Source organism: Pseudocolwellia agarivorans (assembly GCF_002000085.1).
Lineage (GTDB): Bacteria > Pseudomonadota > Gammaproteobacteria > Enterobacterales > Alteromonadaceae > Pseudocolwellia > Pseudocolwellia agarivorans.
The window spans coordinates 318,750-340,626 of the sequence record NZ_MUZU01000005.1; the positions used below are offsets into that span (position 1 = coordinate 318,750).

Sequence of the window (21,877 nt, forward strand, 5' to 3'; positions counted from 1 at the left end):
TAGTCTAATGGCAGAGAAACGTAATATTTTCCTTGTGGGCCCTATGGGCGCCGGTAAAAGTACCATTGGTAGAGAATTAGCAGATAGATTACATCTAGATTTTTACGATTCAGATCAAGAAATTGAACGTCGTACAGGTGCAGATATTGCTTGGGTTTTTGATCTAGAAGGTGAAGAAGGCTTTCGACTAAGAGAAGAATCTGTAATTGAAGATTTAACTGAAAAACAAGGTATTGTTTTAGCAACAGGTGGTGGTTCTGTGATTAGTGCTCAGGTACGAAATCGCTTATCAGCACGTGGTATTGTTGTGTATCTAGAAACAACAATAGATAAACAAGTTGCTCGCACTCAACGTGATAGAAGACGTCCTTTACTTCAAACTGAAGAAGAACCACGTGACGTGCTTGAAAATTTAGCCGTTCAGCGTAATCCTCTGTATGAAGAAATTGCTGATGTTATTGTTCAAACAGATGATCAAAGTGCAAAAGTTGTTGCTCATAAAATTATGGAGCGCTTAGATTTCTAAGTTGTATTTAACTCATGACCATTCTTCATGTTGAATTAGATACACGTAGTTATCCAATATATATAGACAAAGGGCTGCTAGCATCTAGTAGCCTTGTGTCTGAGCACATTCGTGGTAAACGCGTATGTATTGTATCTAACACTGTAGTACAACCTCTCTATTTATCTTTATTAAAAGATTCTTTGAAAGACTTTGATATTGATGAAGTTATTCTTCCTGATGGTGAATCACAAAAAAGTTTAGCTAATTTTGACGTGATTATGTCTCATTTATTATCAAGTGCGCACGGCAGAGATACGACTCTTATTGCTTTAGGTGGTGGGGTGATTGGAGACATAACAGGATTTGCAGCAGCGTGTTATCAGCGTGGAATTGATTTCATTCAGATACCAACAACACTTTTATCGCAAGTGGATTCATCGGTTGGTGGTAAAACAGCAGTAAATCATCCACTAGGTAAAAACATGATAGGGGCTTTTTATCAACCAACATCTGTTTTTATTGATATAAATACTTTAACTAGTTTACCTAAACGCGAATTTAATGCGGGTATGGCAGAAGTCATAAAGTATGGGATTTTAGGCGATTATGATTTTTTTGTTTGGTTAGAAAATAATATTAATCAAATTAAAACGAGTGATCCTAAAACATTAAGTAAGATGATAGAAACCTGTTGTCAGCTAAAAGCAGATATAGTTTCAGCTGATGAAAAAGAGGGTGGTATAAGAGCCCTTTTAAATTTAGGTCATACTTTTGGACATGCAATTGAAGCAGACCAAGGCTATGGAAGTTGGCTTCATGGTGAAGCTGTTGCTACTGGTATGGTACTTGCTGCTAAATTAGCTGTTAAGCTTAATATATTCGAAGTGTCAGATTTACGACGTGTAGAGGCATTAATTGAAGCATTTGATTTACCGTTAACTGCACCAAGTAATATGGGTTTTAACGAATTTATCTGTCATATGAAACGTGATAAAAAGAATTTAGCGGGTAAGTTAAGGTTTATTGTACCAACTTGTATTGGTAAATCAGAAATTCGTGATGATATTACAGAGGACCTTCTTAGAGAGATACTGTAATAATGAGCGCAGTTTAGCGAACATAGTTTAAGAGAATGGTATGTCTTCAGTTGAAAGTACAATAAAAACGTTCGATGAACGTCAAAGTGTTACAACAATAAGTGTAAACGCACGAATAGACTATATTTTAAGATTCTCCAAACATGCAGTGCTTGTTATTGATAATGATCCTGATGTTTATGCTAATGTGGGTAATGAATTTCTCGGTTCATTGTCAAAAGATCACAATGCTGCCTTTGTTTCTATTTCCTCAAAATTAAATGATATTCAAATAAGGTGCCGTATTATCGAACAATTGTTTGGTAATACTTTATTTGATCCGGAACAACCCCTTTCCGTTAATGTGGTTAAATTATCTGAAGCAAAAAATGAAGCGATAACCATTGTTATTGCCAATGCAGAATCATTATCTTTACAGCTTACTCATGAACTTTGTCAATTAGCTGAAATAGCTAAAAAGCTCAATAAAACGATTAATGTATTATTGTTAGGTAGGGTGCAAGCCGCAATTAACCTATCTGAAAATAAACACTTATTTGATAATAAAGTATCAATTTTATTGGCTGAAAATGGACAGCTTATTGGTTTAAGCTCATCTTTTTTCAAAAAAGATTCACCTTGGACTTTTAGTAAGCTGTTTATAGTACTTATTACGTTACTTATTGGCGCAGTTATTTTTAGTTTTATTATGATGAAGGGGATTTTTTTAGAGAGTGGCAATGAAACTCCATCTAATGAGATTATCGTTGAACAGTCTAATAATATAGATGAATACAAAAAAGAATTTGTAGCAGTAAAACTACCAAAGTTAGAAACGAATTTATCAGGTAAAGAAAGCGAACATGTTGTTGCATCACCCCAAGAGGTTTTTGAGTTATTAATAGGAAGCACTCCTGTGAATATTACAGAGAGTGAAGATAACAGCGAAGTAGTAGAAAAACTTTCTGTAACTCCTGTTAATGAGGTTTTAAGACAACCTCCTGAAGATACGGTGATTTCAATAACCGAAAAAGATACGATGGTAAGTCAACCTACTGAAAATCAAGCTGACTTATTAGTTAAGCAAATATTAATAAAAGAGAATAAAAGTAAAGATAACGTTGTTATAAATTCTACACCGGTAAGTGATATAGAGAAGAGGAATATTACTGAAAGTCACGGTAATAAAGAGTATTATCAAAAAAATCCTCAAGGTTATGTGATTCAATTGGCGAGTTTTGAAAAAATAGCAGGATTTAAATCGTTCTTAAATACTTATAAAAATAGTGAACTTTACGGTTACTCGAGAAAACTAAAAGGCGCTGTTTCACATATAGTTACAACACGCATTTATAATACAAACGCTGACGCTAAAACCGCAATTAATGAATTACCCCAAGCACTTCGTCAAAGAGGGCCTTGGATAAAATCAGTTCAAGCGGTGAATAATGAAATCAGCCTATACAACAACCTAGATAATTAGTTACAATCCCGCCTCTCCAAAAGTGTTAGCTATTAAATATTTAGATGAAAATTAAACATAGAGCGTTCCTTAAATGGGCAGGCGGTAAATATACACTGTCTGATACCATCAATAAAATATTACCGGATGGTAAACGCTTAATAGAACCCTTTGTAGGTGCTGGTTCTGTTTTTTTAAATAGCGATTATGATGAGTACCTTCTCAATGATATTAATGCAGATTTAATTAATCTATATAAAATTGTACAACATACACCCGTCAAGTTTATTGAAGACGCCTCTCGGTTATTTAATCAATCTAATAATGTTGCTGAAGCTTATTATCATTTAAGAAAAGAATTTAATAGCACAAGCGATACATACTATCGCTCTCTTTTGTTTTTATACATGAATAGGCATGGCTACAATGGCCTCTGCCGATACAACAAGTCTGGCGGTTATAATGTGCCCTTCGGTAAGTATAAAAAGCCTTATTTTCCGCGAGAGGAGCTTGAATACTTTTCAGAAAAATCTGCTAAAGCTAAATTTGTCTGCCAAGGTTACCGAAAGATCATAGATAACGCCGAAAACAATGATGTGATTTATTGTGATCCCCCATATGTACCATTAAGTACTACGGCGAGTTTTACTAGCTATTCTGGCAACGGTTTTGGGTTAGATGAGCAAGCTGATTTAGCTAATGCCGCCGAAGAAATTATTAAGAAAGTAAACACGAGTGTGCTAATTAGTAATCATGACACTATTTGGACCAGAAAAATTTACGAGCATGCTAATCAAATTAAATCTATTCAAGTTGCTCGTACAATCAGTCAAAAAGGTGGAGGACGAAAGAAAGCATCTGAATTACTTGCTTTGTATCATTTACCTAAAGTTAATCATATTAAAAACTAGGGTAAAATGAATGATACTATCAATAACAATACACCTATAAATAACGCGACCCCGATAACGCCTGCAATTACAAAGTGACTGAACTTCCCTTGAGTAAAGTCTTTCTTTCTGTTTGCTTCACTTTGTACACCTATAAATGCAGCACCTACACTTTTTGCGGTATCTTTAAAGCTATTCTCATCAATATTCATAACGCTTACTCCTTTTACCTAGGTACTTTAGAATAGGGTAAAAATAGGCGAAAAAAAAGCCTAAATATAATTTAGGCTTTTAAAGGTTATTTTACTTGTAAATGAGTGTTAACTATATTTTATAAGTCAAAATCTACAGCGTAAGAAACATAAACGCTTGTATTTGTGTTTTCGTGTTTGTTAACGCCAAAAGTAAAACCGTTTTTAGATGCGCTAACACCTAAGTCATATCCATCGTAAATATTACCAGCATCATAGTCAGTTTCAGTATCATAGTAACCAGCGTGGAAACCTACTTCAAGGCCATCAATATCTAATGCATAATCTGCTGTGTAGTATACATCATCAGCAAAATCTTCATCCCATTCTGCGTGAGCTAATATAGAAACACCAAAAGAAAACGCATCAATACCTAGAGAAGCGTAAATTTCACCGAAGTCAGAATCGCCATTAGAACCTTGAGATTGGTCATATCCGTAGAAGATGTAACCAAAGTCATAGCTTATGCCATTTGATTCAAAGCCGTAACCCGCATACAAATCAACTTCTGTTGTGCCTCCACCTAAGCTTGACGCCCAAGTACCTGCGTAAAAACCTGATTCTGCAGCATAATCAATACCACCAGAAATCGCTGAATCATCACCTGATTGAGTGATACCGCGCCATAAGTAGTTTGAAGTTGCTCCAATATTTGCAGATAAACCTTCAACAGCTGAAGCTTGTGTAGAAACAAATGCAGAAGTTGCTACTGTTGCACTAAGTGCGATTGATAAAAGTGTTTTTTTCATGTTTATTTCCCTAATGTTTTTATTTAATAACTACAGAGCAATATAAATGCCTAAATGTTAAATATTTACTAAATTTAATTATATCAATGGTTTGTTGTGTTTTTTAAAATTAAGTAGGTCTTGTTTTTTTTGTGGTTTGAACTTTTATGGTGCGACTGAGCACTGCTGTGCACCATGAGTGTTCACGTTATTTTGGGAAGACAAATGGGGATTAGCGAATCTCTAACTAAGATCTGTTTGTAATAAGCTAATGATTAATACTTACAACAATGGAAAAATTAGAAGCTTTGTTATAAAGTAGCGCTGATTTTATTTGAAGGATTTCTCTATGTCTTTTTTAATTGCTCCCTCTATCCTTTCGGCAGATTTTGCTCGTTTAGGAGATGATGTTTCAGCGGTATTAGATGCAGGGGCAGATGTTATCCACTTTGATGTTATGGATAATCACTTTGTTCCTAATTTAACTTTTGGCCCAATGATTTGTGAAGCATTAAGAACATTTGGTATTAAAGCTCCTATTGATGTGCACTTAATGATTAAGCCTGTTGATAGTTTAATTCCTGCTTTTGCTAAAGCAGGAGCCGATATCATTACTTTCCATCCTGAAGCAACCGATCATGTTGATAGAACATTACAGTTAATAAAAGATTTAGGATGTAAAGCCGGTGTAGTTTTAAACCCTGCTACGCCTTTAAACTGTTTAGATTATATTATGGATAAAGTAGACGTTATTTTATTAATGTCAGTTAATCCTGGTTTTGGTGGGCAAAAATTTATACCTACGACCATTGATAAAATTAAACATGTTAAACAAAAAATCACTGAAAGCGGTAGAGATATAAGGCTTGAAGTAGACGGTGGAGTTAATAGCAAGAACATTGCTGATATAGCAGCGGCAGGTGCTGATATGTTTGTTGCTGGTAGTGCTATTTTTTCACAACCTAATTATAAAGTAGCTATTGATGAGCTGCGAACAGAGTTATCAAAAGTTAAATCATAACCTGTAAATTTAAATATTATTAAATAAATAAAGGAAAACCATGAGTAAACCTATTGTATTAAGTGGCTGCCAACCGTCAGGTGAATTAACTATTGGTAATTATTTAGGGGCTTTAAAACAGTGGGTTAATATGCAAGATAGCCACGAATGTTTTTATATGCTGGTTAATCAACATGCTATTACTGTTCGTCCAGATCCTGAAGCACTTCGTAAAGCAACGCTTGATGGCTTAGCGTTATATTTAGCTTGTGGCGTTGATCCTGATAAAAGTACTATATTCATTCAATCGCATGTTCCAGAACATGCGCAACTGAGTTGGGTACTTAATTGTTACACTCAAATGGGTGAGTTAAACAGAATGACTCAGTATAAAGATAAGTCGCAAAAATCTGAAGCCCATATGAACTCAGGGTTGTTTACTTATCCTGTATTAATGGCCGCAGACATTTTATTGTATAACGCGGATAGAGTTCCTGTAGGTGATGATCAAAAACAGCACTTAGAGTTAGCACGAGATATTGCAACACGCTTTAATAATATTCATGGTGAAATATTTACTGTACCTGATCCGTTCATTCCTGAATTTGGTGCTCGTGTAATGAGCTTACAAGAGCCGACTAAAAAAATGTCTAAATCAGATAATAATCCAAGTAATTTTATTGGCTTGCTTGAAGAACCTAAAAAAGTAGCGAAAAAAATCAAACGAGCGATGACAGACTCTGACGAACAAGCGAATATTTATTTTGACGTTGCTGAAAAACCAGGTGTTTCTAACTTACTATCTTTATTATCTTGCTGCACAGGTAAAACGGTGGAGTCGTTAGTACCTGAATATACTGATAAAATGTATGGTCACTTAAAAGGAGATGTTGCTGAGGCTGTAGTTACTTTATTAGAGCCAATACAAGAGAAGTACCATCAGTATAGAAATGATCAAGCATTCTTAGATGCAGTTATGCGTAAAGGGGCTGAAAAAGCTTCAGCACATGCACAAACAGTACTTAAATCTGTTTATGACGCTGTGGGTTTTATTCCTCGCCCGTAGTGATTTTATTCAAGTTTATTAAAAAGACCACGTAAACTCAGTTTACGTGGTCTTTTTAATTTCTGATTTACAACGTCGTTTAGTCTTTATCTATCTCTTTAGTCGCTTTTTCAAATAACTTTGTACTATCTGCAACAAATTCATCAACACTTGAACTAGCGGTTATATTAAAGTTGGGTGTCATTAGCGTAGCGTTATATTGTGGAAGCGGATTAAATTCAGGCTTTTTACTTAGTTGGATTAACTCTGTTCCGCCATACAATAACACTGTTAATCCAATTGAAATAACCATGCGTCTGCGTTCGGTTGTATGAAAACCAATACTACAGTTAAACCAAAATAAACAAAAAGCTAAGCCAATAGGTACAATTGAAACTAGCCACATTAACGGCCATTGGCTTGATACGTTAAACTGAACAAAACGTTCAATAATGTCACTCACCCACATTAAATTGAAAAAGATAAAGCAAATACCTAATTGGCTGGTAATACGTGCATCATGTTTTGTTAGATGCGATACAACAGAAATAGCCGCCGGCCATAAAGCAAACATTAAAGTCATGCTTATGGCAGGCACAAGTAACTGAGTGAAGGTTACTTCTTTACCGTTATTTAAGTAAAAAATAAAGCCAGTAACAAAAGCAAATAGGGCAATACTAAAGGCTATAGTTGCAGGATGCCTTGCGATATTAATTAAGTTTTCAAATGGACTAAAAGTTGCTGTGTCCTCAATAGGATGATTAGGAAAATACACACGTATTTGACTTTTACCCAATGAAATAACATCACCAGATTTTATCTTGTGGTTGTTTATTACCTGCTTACTGTCTTCTAAAAAGCTTCCATTAATGGTGTCAGCGTCTGATACAAACCATGCTTCACCATCAAAATTGAAATTTAGATGGTCAGCACATACATGAGGATCCGATATAATAATATCGTTTTGGTAACCCCTACCGATGTTTAGAGAAGGTTGAGAAAACTTATGTCTGCCAATCAGCTTATGACCTTTACTGATTTCTTCAATGATTATTTCCATGTAACAGACTCCATAAACTTCTTCGTAAATGCCATGGCTGAATCTTGAGTAACTCCTGCTACGGTAAAGTGGCTTAATAAAGCGCGGTCGTTTTTATCAATAGATGCAGCTAAATATAATATATCGAATAATCCTGGAAAGTCTTTGTATGCTCGAGTGCAAAATATGGTTTTATTTTTAATGCCTTGATGAGGTGGCATTACAATATCGTGCTGGCATTGAAATTCGGTAACATCTTCTTTTGTTGCTTTATTTGCAGGTCCTGCTCTTTTAATTTGTTGTTCGTACAAGGTATAAAACTTAGTGTCGCTAAGTTCTTTTGCCTGCATATATCTATATTCCATTTCTAAAAAACCGGTAAAGAAATGCGAAGAGAGGTAAGTATTTTCTTCTAAAGTACAATTTGCTACAGCCGTTAAAATAAGTGCATCGGGTTTATCTGCATTAGAGTCTCCCCAGCACTTAATAAAAGGTACATTAACAGTAGGGATCAAACTTTCACCCAGCTGTTTTAGTTCCCATTCACTAGCAAGTATGGTTGAAATAAGCTTTTCTTGATTTTTTGATAGCTGCGCTAGCATTTGTTGTTCTATATTTTCTGGTGGCGCAATTTTATAAGCATTAAAGAGTGATATTAATTTATCGTGAGGTACTAAAAAGCCAATTTGATTACCCGAGGTGGCTACGTTAATGCCTACAACTTCTGTTTGAGCATTTACTACAGGGCCACCACTCATGCCTGAATTTACTGAACCAGTAAAATGAATACGGTCGTTAAACGATTCTTTTTTTAATCCATTGTATGTGCCAGGCACAACTATCATGCCCAAGTCGTGTGGATTACCTAACGAAAATAACTCTTCACCTTTGGTAGGTGTTGATTCAGAAATAACAAAGAAGGGCATTTCAGTAGCGACTTTACGCTTTACTAGCGCTAAATCGTTAATAACTTCTACGCTTTTTAATTCGAGGTTGCCCTTATTTCCTTTGTTATCTAAATATTCTATTCTGTATTTACTTGGGTGGCGTGCATAACCTGAAATTACATGATAATTAGTCGCTATTAAGCCATCACTTGTAATTTGAAAACCGGAACCGATAGATGATTTTTCTCCGCTGGCTTTATCAATTAATCTAATTTGATACAAAGAGGGAGCAAGTTGTTTGAAAATAGCTTCTGCTTGTTCTGTTGCATTACATATACTGCTTGTTGCTATAAGTAGTAAGGCGATAATACCTTTCATTTATAATCCTTATCGTTAATCTCTTTTCTATTGTGCCACTGTTAAATAAATTGTCATCCATTATCCCGTTAAATATAACGATTTTATTTTGTGTACAACATGCTTTAGTGTTTATTAAAGCAAATAAGTTGTAAGGATTTATTTATTAAGTTGTAGCATTACCTCGGTTTTAGTATTATTAAATGATAACTATTATCGTTTACTTGTGGCTCATATGACTTTATCTGAATTACCCATTAATAAACCAGCTCGTATTTGTTTTTTACCTGACAATTTTACTTTAAGTGCACAACTTATTGAGCAGGGGTTCGCCTTAAAAACAGATATTTCATTAGCACACAAAGCACCTTTTAATGGTCCACTTGCTTTTTACTTACATGGCACAAAAATGTGTTTACCACGTGAAATAGCTAATCAAATAAAAATTGAGTTGTTAAATACATGATAGAACAAAACTTTGCATTAGTGGGCTTTGCCAATTCGGGTAAAAGCACATTGTTTAATGCATTAACTGGAGCGAAACAAAAAACTGGCAATTGGACTGGGGTCACTGTTTCGTCAAAACAAAAAACATGTAACTTTAATGGAAAGCCTACATTATTAACTGATTTGCCAGGCGTTAGTTCGCTTACTCAGCGTAATCAGCAAGGAAAAGACTTATCTGTTACCCAAAACTTTCTTAAAGAACAACCTATTGATTGTTTGATTAATGTAGTCGATGTGACTCAGCTTAAAAGACAACTGTATTTAACAACGCAGCTACTTGAATTAGGCCTACCAATGGTGGTGGTACTTAATAAGAGCGATCGAAAAGAAGCTGAAAATATTGACCTAGCTAAACTCTCTATCCAACTCGGTTGTCCGGTTGTTAGTGAAAACAGTACGGGTAAAAATGCAGGGCAAGCCCTTAAAAAAGCATTACAACAAATACCTAAACAACGACGAAATCAGCATGTATTAACTTTACCTGATGAGTTAGCTAACGAACTAGCTAATAATAAAGATATTCCATTGACGTTAGAGCGTAGAAGTTGCTCGAATGGCGGCTCGTGTCAGTCTAATGATAAACAAGCTTTAGCTGTTATGCAGGCAAGATATACTTTTATTCAAGAAGTGCTTACTGAGGTAACTATATTACCAACAGAAAACACGAGCTTTAGTAATAAAGTTGATCGATGGATGTTGCACCCTGTGCTTGGCGTACCATTTTTTCTGGGGATGATGTATTTATTGTTTATGTTTGCCATTAATGTTGGCAGCGCATTTATTGATTTTTTTGATATTTTAGCTGGAGCAATATTTGTAGATTATCCTCTTCACTTCCTCAATAGCTTTGATTTACCCGCTTGGTTAACAACCATTGTTGGCGGTATTGGTTTAGGTATTCAAACGGTTGCTACCTTTATTCCTGTTATTGCTTGTTTGTTTATTGGTTTGTCGTTACTTGAAAGCAGTGGATATTTAGCAAGAGCAGCGTTTGTTGTTGATAGCGCGATGCAAAAAATTGGTTTACCTGGTAAAGCTTTTGTCCCCTTAATAGTGGGGTTTGGCTGTACAGTACCTGCGGTAATGTCTGCTCGTATTTTAGATAACGAACGTGAACGCATTACCACGGTAATGATGTCGCCGTTTATGTCTTGTGGAGCGCGGTTACCTGTTTATGCTTTATTCGCCGCTGCATTTTTTCCTGATTCGGGTCAAAACATCGTATTTTTACTTTATCTTATTGGTATTGCGGCAGCTTTATTTACAGGATTAATGCTTAAAAAAACCATTTTAATGGGAAGTAATTCTATCAATATTATGGAATTACCTTTATATGAATGGCCTAAATTATCTTTTTTATTAAAACGTGTATGGCAACGTACTCGTTCTTTTGTGTTAGGTGCAGGTAAAACCATTGTAGTTGTAGTATGTATTTTAAACTTTTTTAATTCATTAGGAACGGATGGTGAGTTTGGTCATCACGACACGCAAGACTCTTTATTAAGCCGAAGTGCTCAGGTTGTAACACCGTTATTAGCGCCAATGGGAGTTAAAGAGGATAACTGGCAAGCAAGTGTTGGTATTATTACCGGGCTATTTGCAAAAGAAGCACTCGTCGCAACTTTTAATAGCTTGTATTCATCACCCTCTAGCGAGCCTGAGCACCCCGGAACGTTCAGTGATATATGGCAACAAGCTACAACAAGTATTAGTGATAATTTACAAGGTATAAAGGCTGACGATCCGCTAGGCACAGATATTGGAGATGTTTCTACTGTTGAAGTTGCGGCCCAAGAACAAGGAGTAGAAGAAAGCACTATTACAATTATGCAAGCGGCTTTTGCAGGTAAAATAGGGGCATTCAGCTATTTACTCTTTATTTTACTTTATACACCTTGTGCGGCTGCAATGGGGGCGATTAAGAATGAAGTGGGTACACGTTGGGCTGTTTTTGCTGCTTCGTGGAGTTTTAGCTTAGCTTATTTGTCAGCAACGGCAAGTTATCAAGTGGCAACTTTTATACAAACGCCAATGTCTTCATTTATTATCTTGTCGGTCATAACGCTTGTATTTTTGAGTATTTATTTTGGTTTAAAACGTTTTGGAAAAAATATATTAACAATTCCAACGCTGGTGACTTACTATTGATATGCCGTATGCCAATACTATTAATTAATGGCTATTAGAGCGGCTTTGCAAAAGGAGTTACCAGTGAATAACCAGCAAGTAAAAAAGTACTTATTAAGTAAAGCAGAAGCTGCTCTATATTATCCATTTGGGGATGATGTAGAGGTTTATCGCGTAAAACATAAAATGTTTGCAACCCTTTCTTTGGGTAAAGGCACAGAGAAGGATGTAGGAAGTAAAATGGCAGGACATTATTGCGTTAACTTAAAATGCGATAGTGAAGAAGCAATTATGCTGCGTGATATTTTTCCTTCTGTCATTCCCGGATATCATATGAATAAGCGCCATTGGAATACGATTATTCTTGATGGTTCTATTCCACAAGGTGAAATAGAACGCATGATTGATAATTCGTTTATGCTCGTGGTAAATAATATGAGTAAACAAGATCAGCAGTCTCTTCTTCTCAAAATATAATAGGCTAGAGTCGCCTAAACTCGATCAAGTACTTTGTTGTAAATACTAAGTCGCTATTGATTAAGTTGATGGTGCGTTATGGTTATGGGCAATAATTTCAGCTTTGATTTTTAATCACCATTTTTAATATAAATTATATAGCTTATAAAACGACTTGTGCCAGCATACGTATGCCAGTTAACAGCAATACCAAGGCAAAAATCTTTTTCAGTTTTGCAGCATCCAATTTAGCAGCAAGTGCAGCGCCTAAAGGTGCGAATAATACGGTTAGTGGCACAATACAAATGAACCCTATTAGGTTAACTAAACCAAATGTTCCCGCTGGTGCGTCGGATGGTGTGCTGCCCATCACTAACATAGTTAGTGCACCTGGCAGCGAAATAATTAACCCTATAGCAGCAGCGGTACCAACTGCCTTGTGAGCTGGGTAGTTATATAGAGTGAGTAATGGTACCGAAATAGTGCCACCACCGATCCCGACCATAGAGCTGAAAAATCCAATGGATGTGCCCATGACTGTTTGTCCTGCTGTATTAGGCAGTTGCTGAAACAAAGCTGACTTCCCCGTTCTAAATAACATGTTTAACGCAGATAAAGTAGCTATCACACCAAACAATAGAGTGAGCAGGGTGCCTTCAACGCGGGTTACCAGAAAACTGCCAGCCAACACGCCAATAAGAATAAATGGTGCCCAACGTTTTAGTAGAGCAAAATCTACATTACCTTTTTGGTGGTGAGAACGAATTGAACTAACAGACGTTGGTACTATGGTAGCGAGTGATGTTGCTGTAGCCACCAGCATTGCAGATTCTGGTGACACGCCAAAGCTCTGAAATAAAAAAAATAGCACAGGCACTATAACAATACCGCCGCCTACACCTAATAAGCCAGCTAAAATACCGGCGAATATTCCTGTGGTAACCAAGGTTAAAAAAGTGGGGATATTATTTGTTATAAATTCAATGATGTTCATTAACTACTTCTAATTTTTAATAATCGAGAAAGACTTTGTTATTCATTTTTTAGGGAGCTAAAGCCTTTTATCATGCTAAATATAAAGATAAACGACGAGTCATCACATTGATAGACTTGTCGTTTATTAATGTGATGATTAAAGTGACCCTACTACGACGCTTTAACACACTCATTATATGGGTGATTGTTAGGCTAAAAGTTCTTTTCTAACGATTTCTGCGCCGGCATTTAAGGCATTGAGTTTACCTCTTGCCACTTCACGAGATAAAGGAGCCATGCCACAGTTGGTGCAAGGATAGAGCTTATCGGCATCCACATATTTAAGTGCTTCACGTAAAGTGTTGGCGACTTCTTCTGGTGTTTCAATGGTATTGCTTGCAACATCAATAGCACCTACCATCACTTTTTTACCGCGAATAAGTTCAAGTAACTCTATTGGCACATGAGAGTTGTGACATTCGAGCGAGATAATATCGATGTTAGATTTTTGCAGCTTAGGGAACGCTTCTTCATATTGTCGCCACTCAGATCCCAATGTTTTTTTCCAATCGGTATTGGCTTTAATGCCATAGCCGTAACAAATATGCACAGCTGTTTCGCATTTTAGTCCTTCAATTGCTCTTTCTAAACAGGCAATTCCCCACTTATTCACGTCATCAAAAAATACATTAAAAGCAGGTTCATCAAATTGAATAATATCAACACCTGCAGCCTCTAACTCTTTGGCTTCTTGATTCAATATGATGGCAAATTCCCAAGCGAGCTTTTCGCGACTCTTGTAATGATCATCATAAAGCGTATCTATCATTGTCATCGGTCCCGGCAAAGCCCATTTTATGGGCTGCTTGGTTTGTTGGCGTAAAAACTTGGCGTCTTCAACAAACACTGATTTTTGTCGACTAACTGGGCCAACAACGGTTGGTACACTGGCATCATAGCGATCACGAATTTTAACGGTTTTACGCTTTTCAAAATCAACGCCGTTAAGGTGCTCAATAAAGGTTGTTACAAAATGCTGGCGTGTTTGTTCACCATCACTAACGATATCGATACCGGCTTGTTGTTGATCTTGTAGTGACAAACGTAAAGCGTCATGTTTACCTTCAGTTAATTCTTCATCTTGCAATTTCCATGGTGACCAAAGTGTTTCTGGTTCTGCAAGCCAAGCAGGTTTAGGTAAACTACCAGCCGTTGAAGTAGGTAGTAATGTTTGGTTAGTAAGGTTTTTGCTAATAAGTGTTTTCATAATAAATAATGCCGTGTATTTTTTTGATTATTGAGCTTAGTGAATTAAATAGGGTTATGTAGTCTGACCGCTAAGCGTAACTCGCAGACCACTGTTCCAGCACTGTTTGGTATGGTTTGATGAAGTGCTCTTCAGCAAACTTTCCTTGCTCGTTACCTAATCGGCTACGTTCTTCTCTGTCATAAACAATTTGGGTTAATGAATGATCTTGGTTTTTCAAGTTTGGCTGATAAGACTTTCCTGCTGCGGCATTCGCATTATAAATTTCTGGTCGATAGATTTTTTGAAAGGTTCCCATTGTGCTAATGGTGCTTATTAGCTCAAGGCTCGTGTAATCATTCAATAAGTCACCTAAAAAATAAAAAGCTAAAGGTGCAACACTGTTTGGCGGCATAAAGTAACGAACCTGTAAGCCCATTTTCTTGAAATATAGCTCAGTTAACGAAGATTCATTTGGCTGATATTCAACACCTAATACAGGATGCTGATTTTCAGTGCGATGATAGGTTTTGTTATCTGAAACACTTAGGCATATAACGGGTGTTTTTTTGAAGTTTTGTTTGTAAGCGTCTGAATTTAAAAAAGACTGGAATAGTTTTCCATGTAGATCACCAAAATTATCTGGAATACTAAATTGAGACTGACCTTTATTATGAGCCTGTAGTAATACGCTAAAATCGTAATCACGTATATAAGAGGAGAAGTTGTTACCTACTATGCCCTCAATGCGTTTGTTAGTTTTATGATCAACAACGTTTGTTTTCAATACTTCAATGGATGGGAATGCTTGACCAGTGCCGGCAATATCTATATCAACGGAAACAATTTCAAGTTCAACAGAATAACGATCGCCTTTTGGATTATCCCAATGGGCTAAGGCATTAAAACTATTGTCGATCATTTTTAATGCGTTGCGTAAGTTCGCTTGGCGGTGATTTCCTCTCGCCAAATTAGCAAAGTTGGTTGTAATACGTGTATTGTCTGATGGACGGTAATCTTCATCGAGACAAATGCTTTTAATAGTAAAGGTGAAATCGTTATTCATTGTGATCTGGTATCCAATTGTCTGAGATAAAAAACTAAATCTATTTCTCTTATTTGTTTATCGTTAAGAGTTAGGTGTATTTTATACTCAGAGGTTACATGAATAATATTGATCTTATTTCATTGAACTATGAATATACCTCATGGTTTTTTATGGCAGCGTACTGAAAGACTGTTAAAATAATGTAGTTATTTGTAGCAGATGGAGGAATTCTTCAGAGCTAGATGACACGTCAGATAGAGGGGCGTTCAATGAGTATACTTATAATCAAGATCAGTAACTTATTCTTTAATAAATTCGTAAATAATAGATTTTATATACTTATTCCGCTTAGTTTCGAAAGACTGTTTATTATGGCAAAGATATAACGACTCCCCCACAGAATGTTCAAGCTGATGTATACGAATATCAAGTTGTTTATGAAAAGCATTAACCGCATGTAAGGGTAAAATTGTAAAACCGATGCCACGGCTAACGGGTTCTAATATCAAGCTTATTTGATTAGAAAAACCTTTACGTTGAAATTGTTCAATATGTTCAAATGCAGAAAAATTTTTACTTAATAGTAACTGTGCATGATGAGCTGCATCAGGATGAGCAATAAAACCTATGTCTATTAATTTTTGCCAACTTATTGAGGTTACCTTATTTGAGGTAACTAAAACTAAAGGTTCTACCGCTATTTTTTTACACACTATATTTGGGATTTTACTAAACTTTGTTAATAAACCCATATCAATTTTTCGTTCGGCTATTTTTTCTTCAATATCGCAGTTTGGCGCAAAAGTATAATCAATAACTAGGTTTGTGTGTTGCTGCTGAATATCTAATAAATAGGGATATAACTTTAAACCTATGCTACCAGGAGAGGCGATTTTTACGGTACCTGAAAAGGGGTCATCTAATTTAATAGATGCTTCAAGTTCAGTTAAGTTATTGAGTAAGTATTTACCTTGCTGATATAGCTTTTCTCCCGCAGAGGTTAATGAAAAAGATTTTCCATCCCTAATAAGTAGTGGCGTATCAAGTTGTTGTTCTAATTTTTTAATGTGCTGACTAACCCCTGATTGTGTCATAAATAACCATTCAGCCGTTTTGGTAAAGTGCCCTATATTCACTAGGGTACAGAATGTTTTAAGCCAGTTAGGATTTATCATTACAAAATATACTCATAATTATTAATATTGATAATTTTTCATACTTTATCATCAGGCGTACACTTTGCACATCAAAACTAATTAAGGAAGTTATTATGAGCAAAGCATACCCACGAACATTCTCACATATCGGTATCTCAGTACCTAGTGTTGAAGAAGCTGTAAAATTTTATACCGAAGTACTGGGCTGGTACTTAATTATGCAACCTACCGTTATCGAAGAAGATGACAGCCCAATAGGCGAAATGTGTACAGATGTATTTGGCGCCAATTGGGAGAAATTTAAAATTGCTCATATGTCGACAGGTGACAGAGTAGGAGTTGAGCTATTTGAATTTAAAAACCAAGAGAGTCGAGAGAATAATTTTGAATATTGGAAAACAGGTGTTTTTCATTTTTGTGTTCAAGATCCAAATTTGGAAGATCTTGTTGAGAAAATTGTTGCTGCTGGTGGTAAAAAGAGGATGTCTGAACCACGTTACTACTATCCTAATGAAAAACCATACCGCATGATTTATATGGAAGACCCGTTTGGTAATATTCTTGAAATTTACAGCCATAGTTATGAATTAACTTATGCAGCGGGTGCTTACTAAATTAAATATTGATGAAATATATACCCGTAGCCATTCAAGATGCAGGTTTCAGTGGTAACGGGTATATTATGTGATTGCTTCATCAAACCACATCCTTGTGTTGCTTTATTTAACATGAATTCGTTTTAATCAACACTTATCTAGCAGCTATTTGCCCTAACTTCCGTATTAAATTTACTTGCATAGAGGAGCATTGACGCGAAAGTTGCCTTCAATTAAGAAAAACTAGCAAGCTAGAGGCTAAAAAATATTTCTTATTGTATTTCAATTTATTAGGGGCTATTAAACCGAGTTCTGGTTATTTAAATTAAGGTGTTAAAAAGCTTTTTACCTGATTTAATGCAGCTACGGAAAACCCCTCATCATAAAAATATACAATAATCCCATTTTTATCTAACAATAATACTCTGGCATTGTTAGGGTTTTCATTACCCGTAAATATTTGAACCTTTTCACCATCTTCATATACGGTAATTACGCCTTTCCAAAGGTCTTTAGGGATACCTTTGCGCATACCGTTATCTATCATCGTACTGAACATACGAGGGAATAAGCCTTGTATGGTAGGTATTTCATAAACATCTACTGTAGTTTCTGTCATGTCTAAACCGATTAGCCATCTATCAATATCAAATTGTGAATTTTGTTTATAACCAACAAGTAATAAAGTGAAGTCGCCATTAAAATCTTTTGGAATACGTACTTGTTTTTTTTCAAGGTTTTGTCCCGTTACTGAAGGGAAGGTTTTTCCTGTAATTTGTTGATTTGAATAAGTACTGCTACACCCTGTTACTATTAATACTAAAAGGGCTAAGAAGAAAACTCTCATGTAAGTGTCCTGTTATTTATTACCATAATAATTAACCATACGTTTGAATATTAAGTTTAGCTCACTATTTTTTATCATGAACATCATTTGTTACGTGTTTATAGTATGACTGAACTATTCTCCATATTGATACGTATTAATCTTTGAAACTTATTTTCTACCTATTTTATGTAGAATTCATTTGAAACGCTAAACTGGGTCGGTAATGTCTACTATAAATACATCTCAATATCTTTATGTTTTTAATCACGTAATCACTAATGGAATTAACCGAGAGGGGCGGCTTTATTTAGGTAAGCTTACTGCTTGGTATGACTTTGACGGATATACTTGTTATCTCGGCTATAAAGATCTCACGATGACTTTATATTTTCATAATCGTTTTTCGTTTGATTATCAGGAAGAAACAACGCTAAAGGAATTTTATTTATTGATTGAAAAAAGTGAAAAAGAGTTTACAACAAATCATGACAGAACATAGCTTTAATGATTGGGACGTTACTAACGATGGTGTTATGGGCGGGCTGTCTCAAGGCCATGTAACGCTAAGCAATAATTTCCCCGTTTTTTCAGGCACAATTTCAACTGAAAACAATGGCGGTTTTACCAGTGCGTTTACAAAAGTCTCTACACTTTCAAAAGATATAAAATCAATTCATATTCGTATAGTCGGAGATGGTAATACTTATCAGCTAAGAATTCGAAGCGAAGTTATGGGCTACAATCTTGCCTATAAAATAGCGTTTAAAACGAAGATAAATACTGTAGAAACACAGTGTTTTACATTAGCTGATTTTGAAGCGTCTTTTAGGGGGCGTTCAATAAAGAGTGCGCCATTATTACAGGCACACGTTATTACCCATGTTGGATTTTTAGTTTCAGCCAAGCAGCGTAGTCATTTTTCATTGGCTATTCACTCCATTGTCTTTAAATAATACTAGAGTTACATGAATCAATGTTGCTTGGTTTAAAGTCGTAAATGAAGGCAAGAATTAAGGTCATAAGTTAAGCTCATAAGAGAATATTTAATATGAATAAAGTAAGCCCAAAGTCTTTATTACACAGTAAGTGGACTAAAGTTGAAGTAGAAAATAAAGAAAAGCATTTTATGATTACTAAGGTAGATGTTGATGATGAACAACGTATTGTTGAATGTAAAATTGAAGCCGTTATATCTAAAAATGAATACGCCATTAACTGGCGAGATTTAAAGGATAACCAATGCTGGAAGCAGGGCTGGCAATAGCGGCTGCTTTATTGATACAGAGGTTAACTAAAATTAAGATTTACCAAGGTATGTTTTTTCCTTGCCAGTCTAGGTAGCTTGCTTCGCCATCTATTGCCGTATTTCCAACAATCATAAGTAATTGTTTAGCTACAAATTCGCTGGTAAATAATTTACCTTCAGGTACGTTTTTTTGAAAAGGCTTTGAAAGCGGGCTATCGGTCGTTCCAGGATGAAAAGAAATAAGTTTAATGTTTTTGGCTCTTCTGGCAAGTTCTACCGCTGCTGAAGTAAGTAGCATATTCATTGCGGCTTTTGAGGCTCGGTAACTGTACCAACCACCTAGCTTATTATCACTTATGCTGCCTACTCTGGCGGTGAATACCACTATTTTACAATCATGACTTCCGCAGAGCACAGGGGTTAAATGTTTTAGCCATAACATAGGTGTTATCGTGTTTGCGGTTAATATTCGTGTGAAAGCTTCAGGAGAAAAGTCTTCTAAACGTTTTTCTGGTTGGCATTGCTGATCATGTAAAACACCATGACAAACAAATACCTTGGTTATTTCAAACCTTGCAATTAAGTCTACCTTTTTTACCGCATGGCTTATTTCATCTTCAGAGTAAGCTGTTACTGCAATGCTATTTACGCAAGCTGACGGTAATTGATGAAAGTGTTCTTGCCGATAAAACTCAACATTGCGGCTGATAACAATGAGTTGAGTATTGTCATCGTTTTTACTGTTTGAAATTATTTCTAGCGTTAGAGCTTTTGCTATTTCGCTATTAGCGCCTATGATGACTATGGTTTGATTTTGCATGACACACTCCTTCAATACAAATGTTGTTACCTATACCGAAACGTTGATATAAAAAATTAGAAATCGGGTGGCGGTATTTAGCCAATATTAAATAAATACCATGAGCTAACTGTTTAATAATAGGCAACTGTAAAGGTGCTACGAAGGTGCCTCTTCCTACTAATGTCCAAGCTCTATGTGTTACGTCGAGTGCCTTTAGTATTTTCCCTTGGTATTCGCCGTGTAGTATTTTCATCGCCTTATCAGGCTCAATATTAGGGAAGTCAGTTGTAAAATTTTCTTGATGTAAATTAACTAATACAATGCGATTGTTATTATCAAATTGCTTGAGTTTTTGCATTTCTAAATTACATAAAGGGCAGGTTCCGTCGTAAAAAATAGTGAGTTGGTTATTCATTAAAGTTTCCTTATTGCACTTTATAACGTTAAAAATATGGCGATAGAGTGCAAAAGATTAACGAGAATAGTGAGTATTAACCTCATTTTTAAATAAGATGATGTTTCAGTATTAGGTTTACTTTTTGTTATCAAATATTCGGCAATAAATAAAATAAAGTAACCGAAAGACAAAAATAATAACGCGTAAAATGTTGATAAAAATAAACAGACAAAAGCATATAAGCAAAGTATGTTACTTATAATTTGGGTATGTTTATGGTGTATTGAGCTATTTGAACGCCACAGCGATCCGGCAATAAAACTAAAAATGATGGCACTATAAAAAATGAAAGCTTGTAGTGGAGCAATCAAAAAATCATGTGGCGAATATTGAACTAACAATAAACAAACGATGAAAGGAATTAACCCTGCGTAACCTAATACTTGATAGGTTTTCATTTTGGTAGCCCATCTTTTATTGAATATATAGAGGTGCCATTTATATGTAGGTCGTTAATAGGTTTGTTAGGTTTTGCATAGCTTAAACGTTTAATGCGTGTGGTGTTGTGGTAGCTATCAAGGCCAGAAATACAGGTGGTTCCTAACGACTCAATATCAATGTAACCATCTTCTTGAATCGCTTTGTTTTCACAAAGTAGGTGAGAAATTTCACCAATAATCAGTTGAGTGTTATTAAGCTTAATATGAATAATATCTTGCAACTTTAGTGCATATTTTAATCGACTCTCTTTAACAAATGGTGCATATACACCATCAATATAATGCGCAGATAAACCCGACTGAACAAACTCGCTTTCTTCTTGAGAATAATGAGCTGAGGTTTGATGAGCCTTACGGTAAAACTCTTTTGATACTTGGTTAATCGTGTATTGTTCAGTGCTCACAATATTATTAAGGGTGTGTCGCTCGGCATTATTAGGTCGCATAATAAATCCTACTAATGCTGGCGATGCTCCCAGGTGAATAACAGAGCTAAAAATAGCAAGATTACTTTGACCATTCAGGTGTTGTGTTCCAATTAGATTTGCGCTTTTAAAACCAGATAAACTATTGATGAATTTTGCACGATAGCTTTGTGGCATAGCTTCTAATTGATCAGCATTATATTGTTTGAATGTAATAAGTGGCTCCTAATTAAGCGATTAACTTCTCTTTATTTCAATACGTAAGATGTAAGCGAAAAGATCTATAAAAAATAAGAAAAATTCACATTTAAATTAATGTAAGA

General features: G+C 35.5%; 26 protein-coding genes. 13 read left to right on the top strand and 13 right to left on the bottom strand.

The window, feature by feature from the left end:
• The first annotated feature begins 7 nt into the window (after window positions 1-7).
• Genes aroK through B0X80_RS10390 form a run of 4 tightly spaced genes read left to right on the top strand, consistent with a single transcriptional unit; the run spans window position 8 to window position 3,957 of the window.
• Window positions 8-526 carry a shikimate kinase AroK gene (aroK, locus tag B0X80_RS10375; protein WP_076419430.1) on the top strand — a complete coding sequence of 173 codons (519 nt, stop codon included), beginning with the start codon at window positions 8-10 and terminating at the stop codon, window positions 524-526.
• Window positions 527-540: 14 nt separating this feature from the next.
• Entirely contained in the window at window positions 541-1,605 is a 1,065-nt protein-coding gene (gene aroB, locus B0X80_RS10380; protein WP_077340055.1) for a 3-dehydroquinate synthase, read from the top strand.
• Between the two features lie 40 nt (window positions 1,606-1,645).
• On the top strand, window positions 1,646-3,067 hold the full coding sequence (locus B0X80_RS10385) for an SPOR domain-containing protein (RefSeq protein ID WP_077340057.1): 1,422 nt from the start codon (window positions 1,646-1,648) through the stop codon (window positions 3,065-3,067).
• A 44-nt stretch (window positions 3,068-3,111) separates the two neighbouring features.
• Complete coding sequence (locus B0X80_RS10390; protein WP_077340059.1) at window positions 3,112-3,957, top strand: Dam family site-specific DNA-(adenine-N6)-methyltransferase; 846 nt, start codon at window positions 3,112-3,114, stop codon at window positions 3,955-3,957.
• Here the strand turns inward: B0X80_RS10390 and B0X80_RS10395 are convergent.
• Together B0X80_RS10395 and B0X80_RS10400 are read right to left on the bottom strand one after the other, a co-directional pair.
• The gene (locus B0X80_RS10395; protein WP_077340061.1) at window positions 3,954-4,148 is read right to left on the bottom strand and encodes a DUF2970 domain-containing protein; all 195 of its coding nucleotides are present in this window, start codon (window positions 4,146-4,148) and stop codon (window positions 3,954-3,956) included. The two genes, B0X80_RS10390 and B0X80_RS10395, sit on opposite strands and share 4 nt — an antisense overlap.
• Window positions 4,149-4,267: 119 nt before the next feature.
• Window positions 4,268-4,936, bottom strand: coding sequence for a TorF family putative porin (locus B0X80_RS10400; protein WP_077340063.1), 669 nt, complete (start codon window positions 4,934-4,936; stop codon window positions 4,268-4,270).
• A 328-nt stretch (window positions 4,937-5,264) separates the two neighbouring features.
• Between B0X80_RS10400 and rpe the strand changes: the two genes are divergently transcribed.
• On the top strand, window positions 5,265-5,936 hold the full coding sequence (rpe, locus tag B0X80_RS10405) for a ribulose-phosphate 3-epimerase (RefSeq protein ID WP_077340065.1): 672 nt from the start codon (window positions 5,265-5,267) through the stop codon (window positions 5,934-5,936).
• Between the two features lie 40 nt (window positions 5,937-5,976).
• Window positions 5,977-6,981, top strand: a complete 1,005-nt coding sequence (gene trpS, locus B0X80_RS10410) for a tryptophan--tRNA ligase (protein WP_077340067.1) — start codon at window positions 5,977-5,979, stop codon at window positions 6,979-6,981.
• Window positions 6,982-7,060: 79 nt separating this feature from the next.
• On the opposite strand, the gene B0X80_RS10415 is transcribed toward trpS, so the two are convergent.
• Window positions 7,061-8,020, bottom strand: coding sequence for an FHA domain-containing protein (locus B0X80_RS10415; protein WP_077340069.1), 960 nt, complete (start codon window positions 8,018-8,020; stop codon window positions 7,061-7,063).
• Complete coding sequence (locus B0X80_RS10420; protein ID WP_076419421.1) at window positions 8,011-9,264, bottom strand: S1 family peptidase; 1,254 nt, start codon at window positions 9,262-9,264, stop codon at window positions 8,011-8,013. Before B0X80_RS10420 ends, B0X80_RS10415 begins: the two co-directional genes overlap by 10 nt.
• A gap of 214 nt (window positions 9,265-9,478) precedes the next feature.
• On the opposite strand from B0X80_RS10420, the gene B0X80_RS10425 reads away from it, so the two are divergent.
• The 3 genes from B0X80_RS10425 to B0X80_RS10435 all read left to right on the top strand — a co-directional run bounded on the left by B0X80_RS10425 (window position 9,479) and on the right by B0X80_RS10435 (window position 12,354).
• Entirely contained in the window at window positions 9,479-9,709 is a 231-nt protein-coding gene (locus tag B0X80_RS10425) for a FeoA family protein (protein ID WP_076419420.1), read from the top strand.
• Window positions 9,706-11,898 (top strand): ferrous iron transport protein B, encoded by a 2,193-nt coding sequence (gene feoB / locus B0X80_RS10430; RefSeq protein WP_077340071.1) that lies wholly within the window; start codon window positions 9,706-9,708, stop codon window positions 11,896-11,898. The genes B0X80_RS10425 and feoB overlap by 4 nt, the downstream gene beginning before the upstream one ends.
• A gap of 63 nt (window positions 11,899-11,961) precedes the next feature.
• A complete protein-coding gene (locus B0X80_RS10435) occupies window positions 11,962-12,354 on the top strand; it encodes an MmcQ/YjbR family DNA-binding protein (RefSeq protein WP_077340073.1) in 393 nt (130 codons plus the stop codon).
• Between the two features lie 142 nt (window positions 12,355-12,496).
• On the opposite strand, the gene B0X80_RS10440 is transcribed toward B0X80_RS10435, so the two are convergent.
• The 4 genes from B0X80_RS10440 to B0X80_RS10455 all read right to left on the bottom strand — a co-directional run bounded on the left by B0X80_RS10440 (window position 12,497) and on the right by B0X80_RS10455 (window position 16,777).
• The gene (locus B0X80_RS10440; protein ID WP_077340075.1) at window positions 12,497-13,327 is read right to left on the bottom strand and encodes a sulfite exporter TauE/SafE family protein; all 831 of its coding nucleotides are present in this window, start codon (window positions 13,325-13,327) and stop codon (window positions 12,497-12,499) included.
• A 189-nt stretch (window positions 13,328-13,516) separates the two neighbouring features.
• Window positions 13,517-14,575 carry a methionine synthase gene (locus B0X80_RS10445; RefSeq protein ID WP_077340077.1) on the bottom strand — a complete coding sequence of 353 codons (1,059 nt, stop codon included), beginning with the start codon at window positions 14,573-14,575 and terminating at the stop codon, window positions 13,517-13,519.
• A gap of 70 nt (window positions 14,576-14,645) precedes the next feature.
• On the bottom strand, window positions 14,646-15,620 hold the full coding sequence (locus tag B0X80_RS10450; RefSeq protein ID WP_077340079.1) for a DUF1852 domain-containing protein: 975 nt from the start codon (window positions 15,618-15,620) through the stop codon (window positions 14,646-14,648).
• A 281-nt stretch (window positions 15,621-15,901) separates the two neighbouring features.
• A complete protein-coding gene (locus tag B0X80_RS10455; RefSeq protein ID WP_077340081.1) occupies window positions 15,902-16,777 on the bottom strand; it encodes a LysR family transcriptional regulator in 876 nt (291 codons plus the stop codon).
• 95 nt (window positions 16,778-16,872) lie between these two features.
• On the opposite strand from B0X80_RS10455, the gene B0X80_RS10460 reads away from it, so the two are divergent.
• Window positions 16,873-17,373 (top strand): lactoylglutathione lyase family protein, encoded by a 501-nt coding sequence (locus B0X80_RS10460; RefSeq protein WP_077340083.1) that lies wholly within the window; start codon window positions 16,873-16,875, stop codon window positions 17,371-17,373.
• 307 nt (window positions 17,374-17,680) lie between these two features.
• Here the strand turns inward: B0X80_RS10460 and B0X80_RS10465 are convergent, their stop codons facing one another.
• The gene (locus B0X80_RS10465; RefSeq protein ID WP_077340085.1) at window positions 17,681-18,202 is read right to left on the bottom strand and encodes a hypothetical protein; all 522 of its coding nucleotides are present in this window, start codon (window positions 18,200-18,202) and stop codon (window positions 17,681-17,683) included.
• A gap of 205 nt (window positions 18,203-18,407) precedes the next feature.
• Here B0X80_RS10465 and B0X80_RS10470 point away from each other — a divergent pair, with 205 nt between their 5' ends.
• The 3 genes from B0X80_RS10470 (at window position 18,408) to B0X80_RS10480 (ending at window position 19,448) form a co-directional block, all read left to right on the top strand.
• Window positions 18,408-18,683, top strand: a complete 276-nt coding sequence (locus tag B0X80_RS10470) for a DUF3081 family protein (protein ID WP_077340087.1) — start codon at window positions 18,408-18,410, stop codon at window positions 18,681-18,683.
• Entirely contained in the window at window positions 18,670-19,137 is a 468-nt protein-coding gene (locus B0X80_RS10475; RefSeq protein ID WP_077340089.1) for a CIA30 family protein, read from the top strand. Before B0X80_RS10470 ends, B0X80_RS10475 begins: the two co-directional genes overlap by 14 nt.
• Before the next feature lie 95 nt (window positions 19,138-19,232).
• The gene (locus B0X80_RS10480) at window positions 19,233-19,448 is read left to right on the top strand and encodes a TIGR02450 family Trp-rich protein (RefSeq protein WP_077340091.1); all 216 of its coding nucleotides are present in this window, start codon (window positions 19,233-19,235) and stop codon (window positions 19,446-19,448) included.
• A 40-nt stretch (window positions 19,449-19,488) separates the two neighbouring features.
• Here the strand turns inward: B0X80_RS10480 and B0X80_RS10485 are convergent, their stop codons facing one another.
• Genes B0X80_RS10485 through B0X80_RS10500 form a run of 4 tightly spaced genes read right to left on the bottom strand, consistent with a single transcriptional unit; the run spans window position 19,489 to window position 21,731 of the window.
• Window positions 19,489-20,250, bottom strand: a complete 762-nt coding sequence (locus B0X80_RS10485) for an SDR family NAD(P)-dependent oxidoreductase (protein WP_077340093.1) — start codon at window positions 20,248-20,250, stop codon at window positions 19,489-19,491.
• On the bottom strand, window positions 20,216-20,647 hold the full coding sequence (locus B0X80_RS10490) for a thiol-disulfide oxidoreductase DCC family protein (RefSeq protein ID WP_077340095.1): 432 nt from the start codon (window positions 20,645-20,647) through the stop codon (window positions 20,216-20,218). Before B0X80_RS10490 ends, B0X80_RS10485 begins: the two co-directional genes overlap by 35 nt.
• A gap of 20 nt (window positions 20,648-20,667) precedes the next feature.
• A complete protein-coding gene (locus tag B0X80_RS20720; protein WP_077340097.1) occupies window positions 20,668-21,087 on the bottom strand; it encodes a DUF3429 domain-containing protein in 420 nt (139 codons plus the stop codon).
• Window positions 21,084-21,731: a flavin reductase family protein gene (locus B0X80_RS10500; RefSeq protein ID WP_077340099.1), complete on the bottom strand. Its 648-nt coding sequence runs from the start codon at window positions 21,729-21,731 to the stop codon at window positions 21,084-21,086. The genes B0X80_RS20720 and B0X80_RS10500 overlap by 4 nt, the downstream gene beginning before the upstream one ends.
• Window positions 21,732-21,877 lie beyond the last annotated feature (146 nt).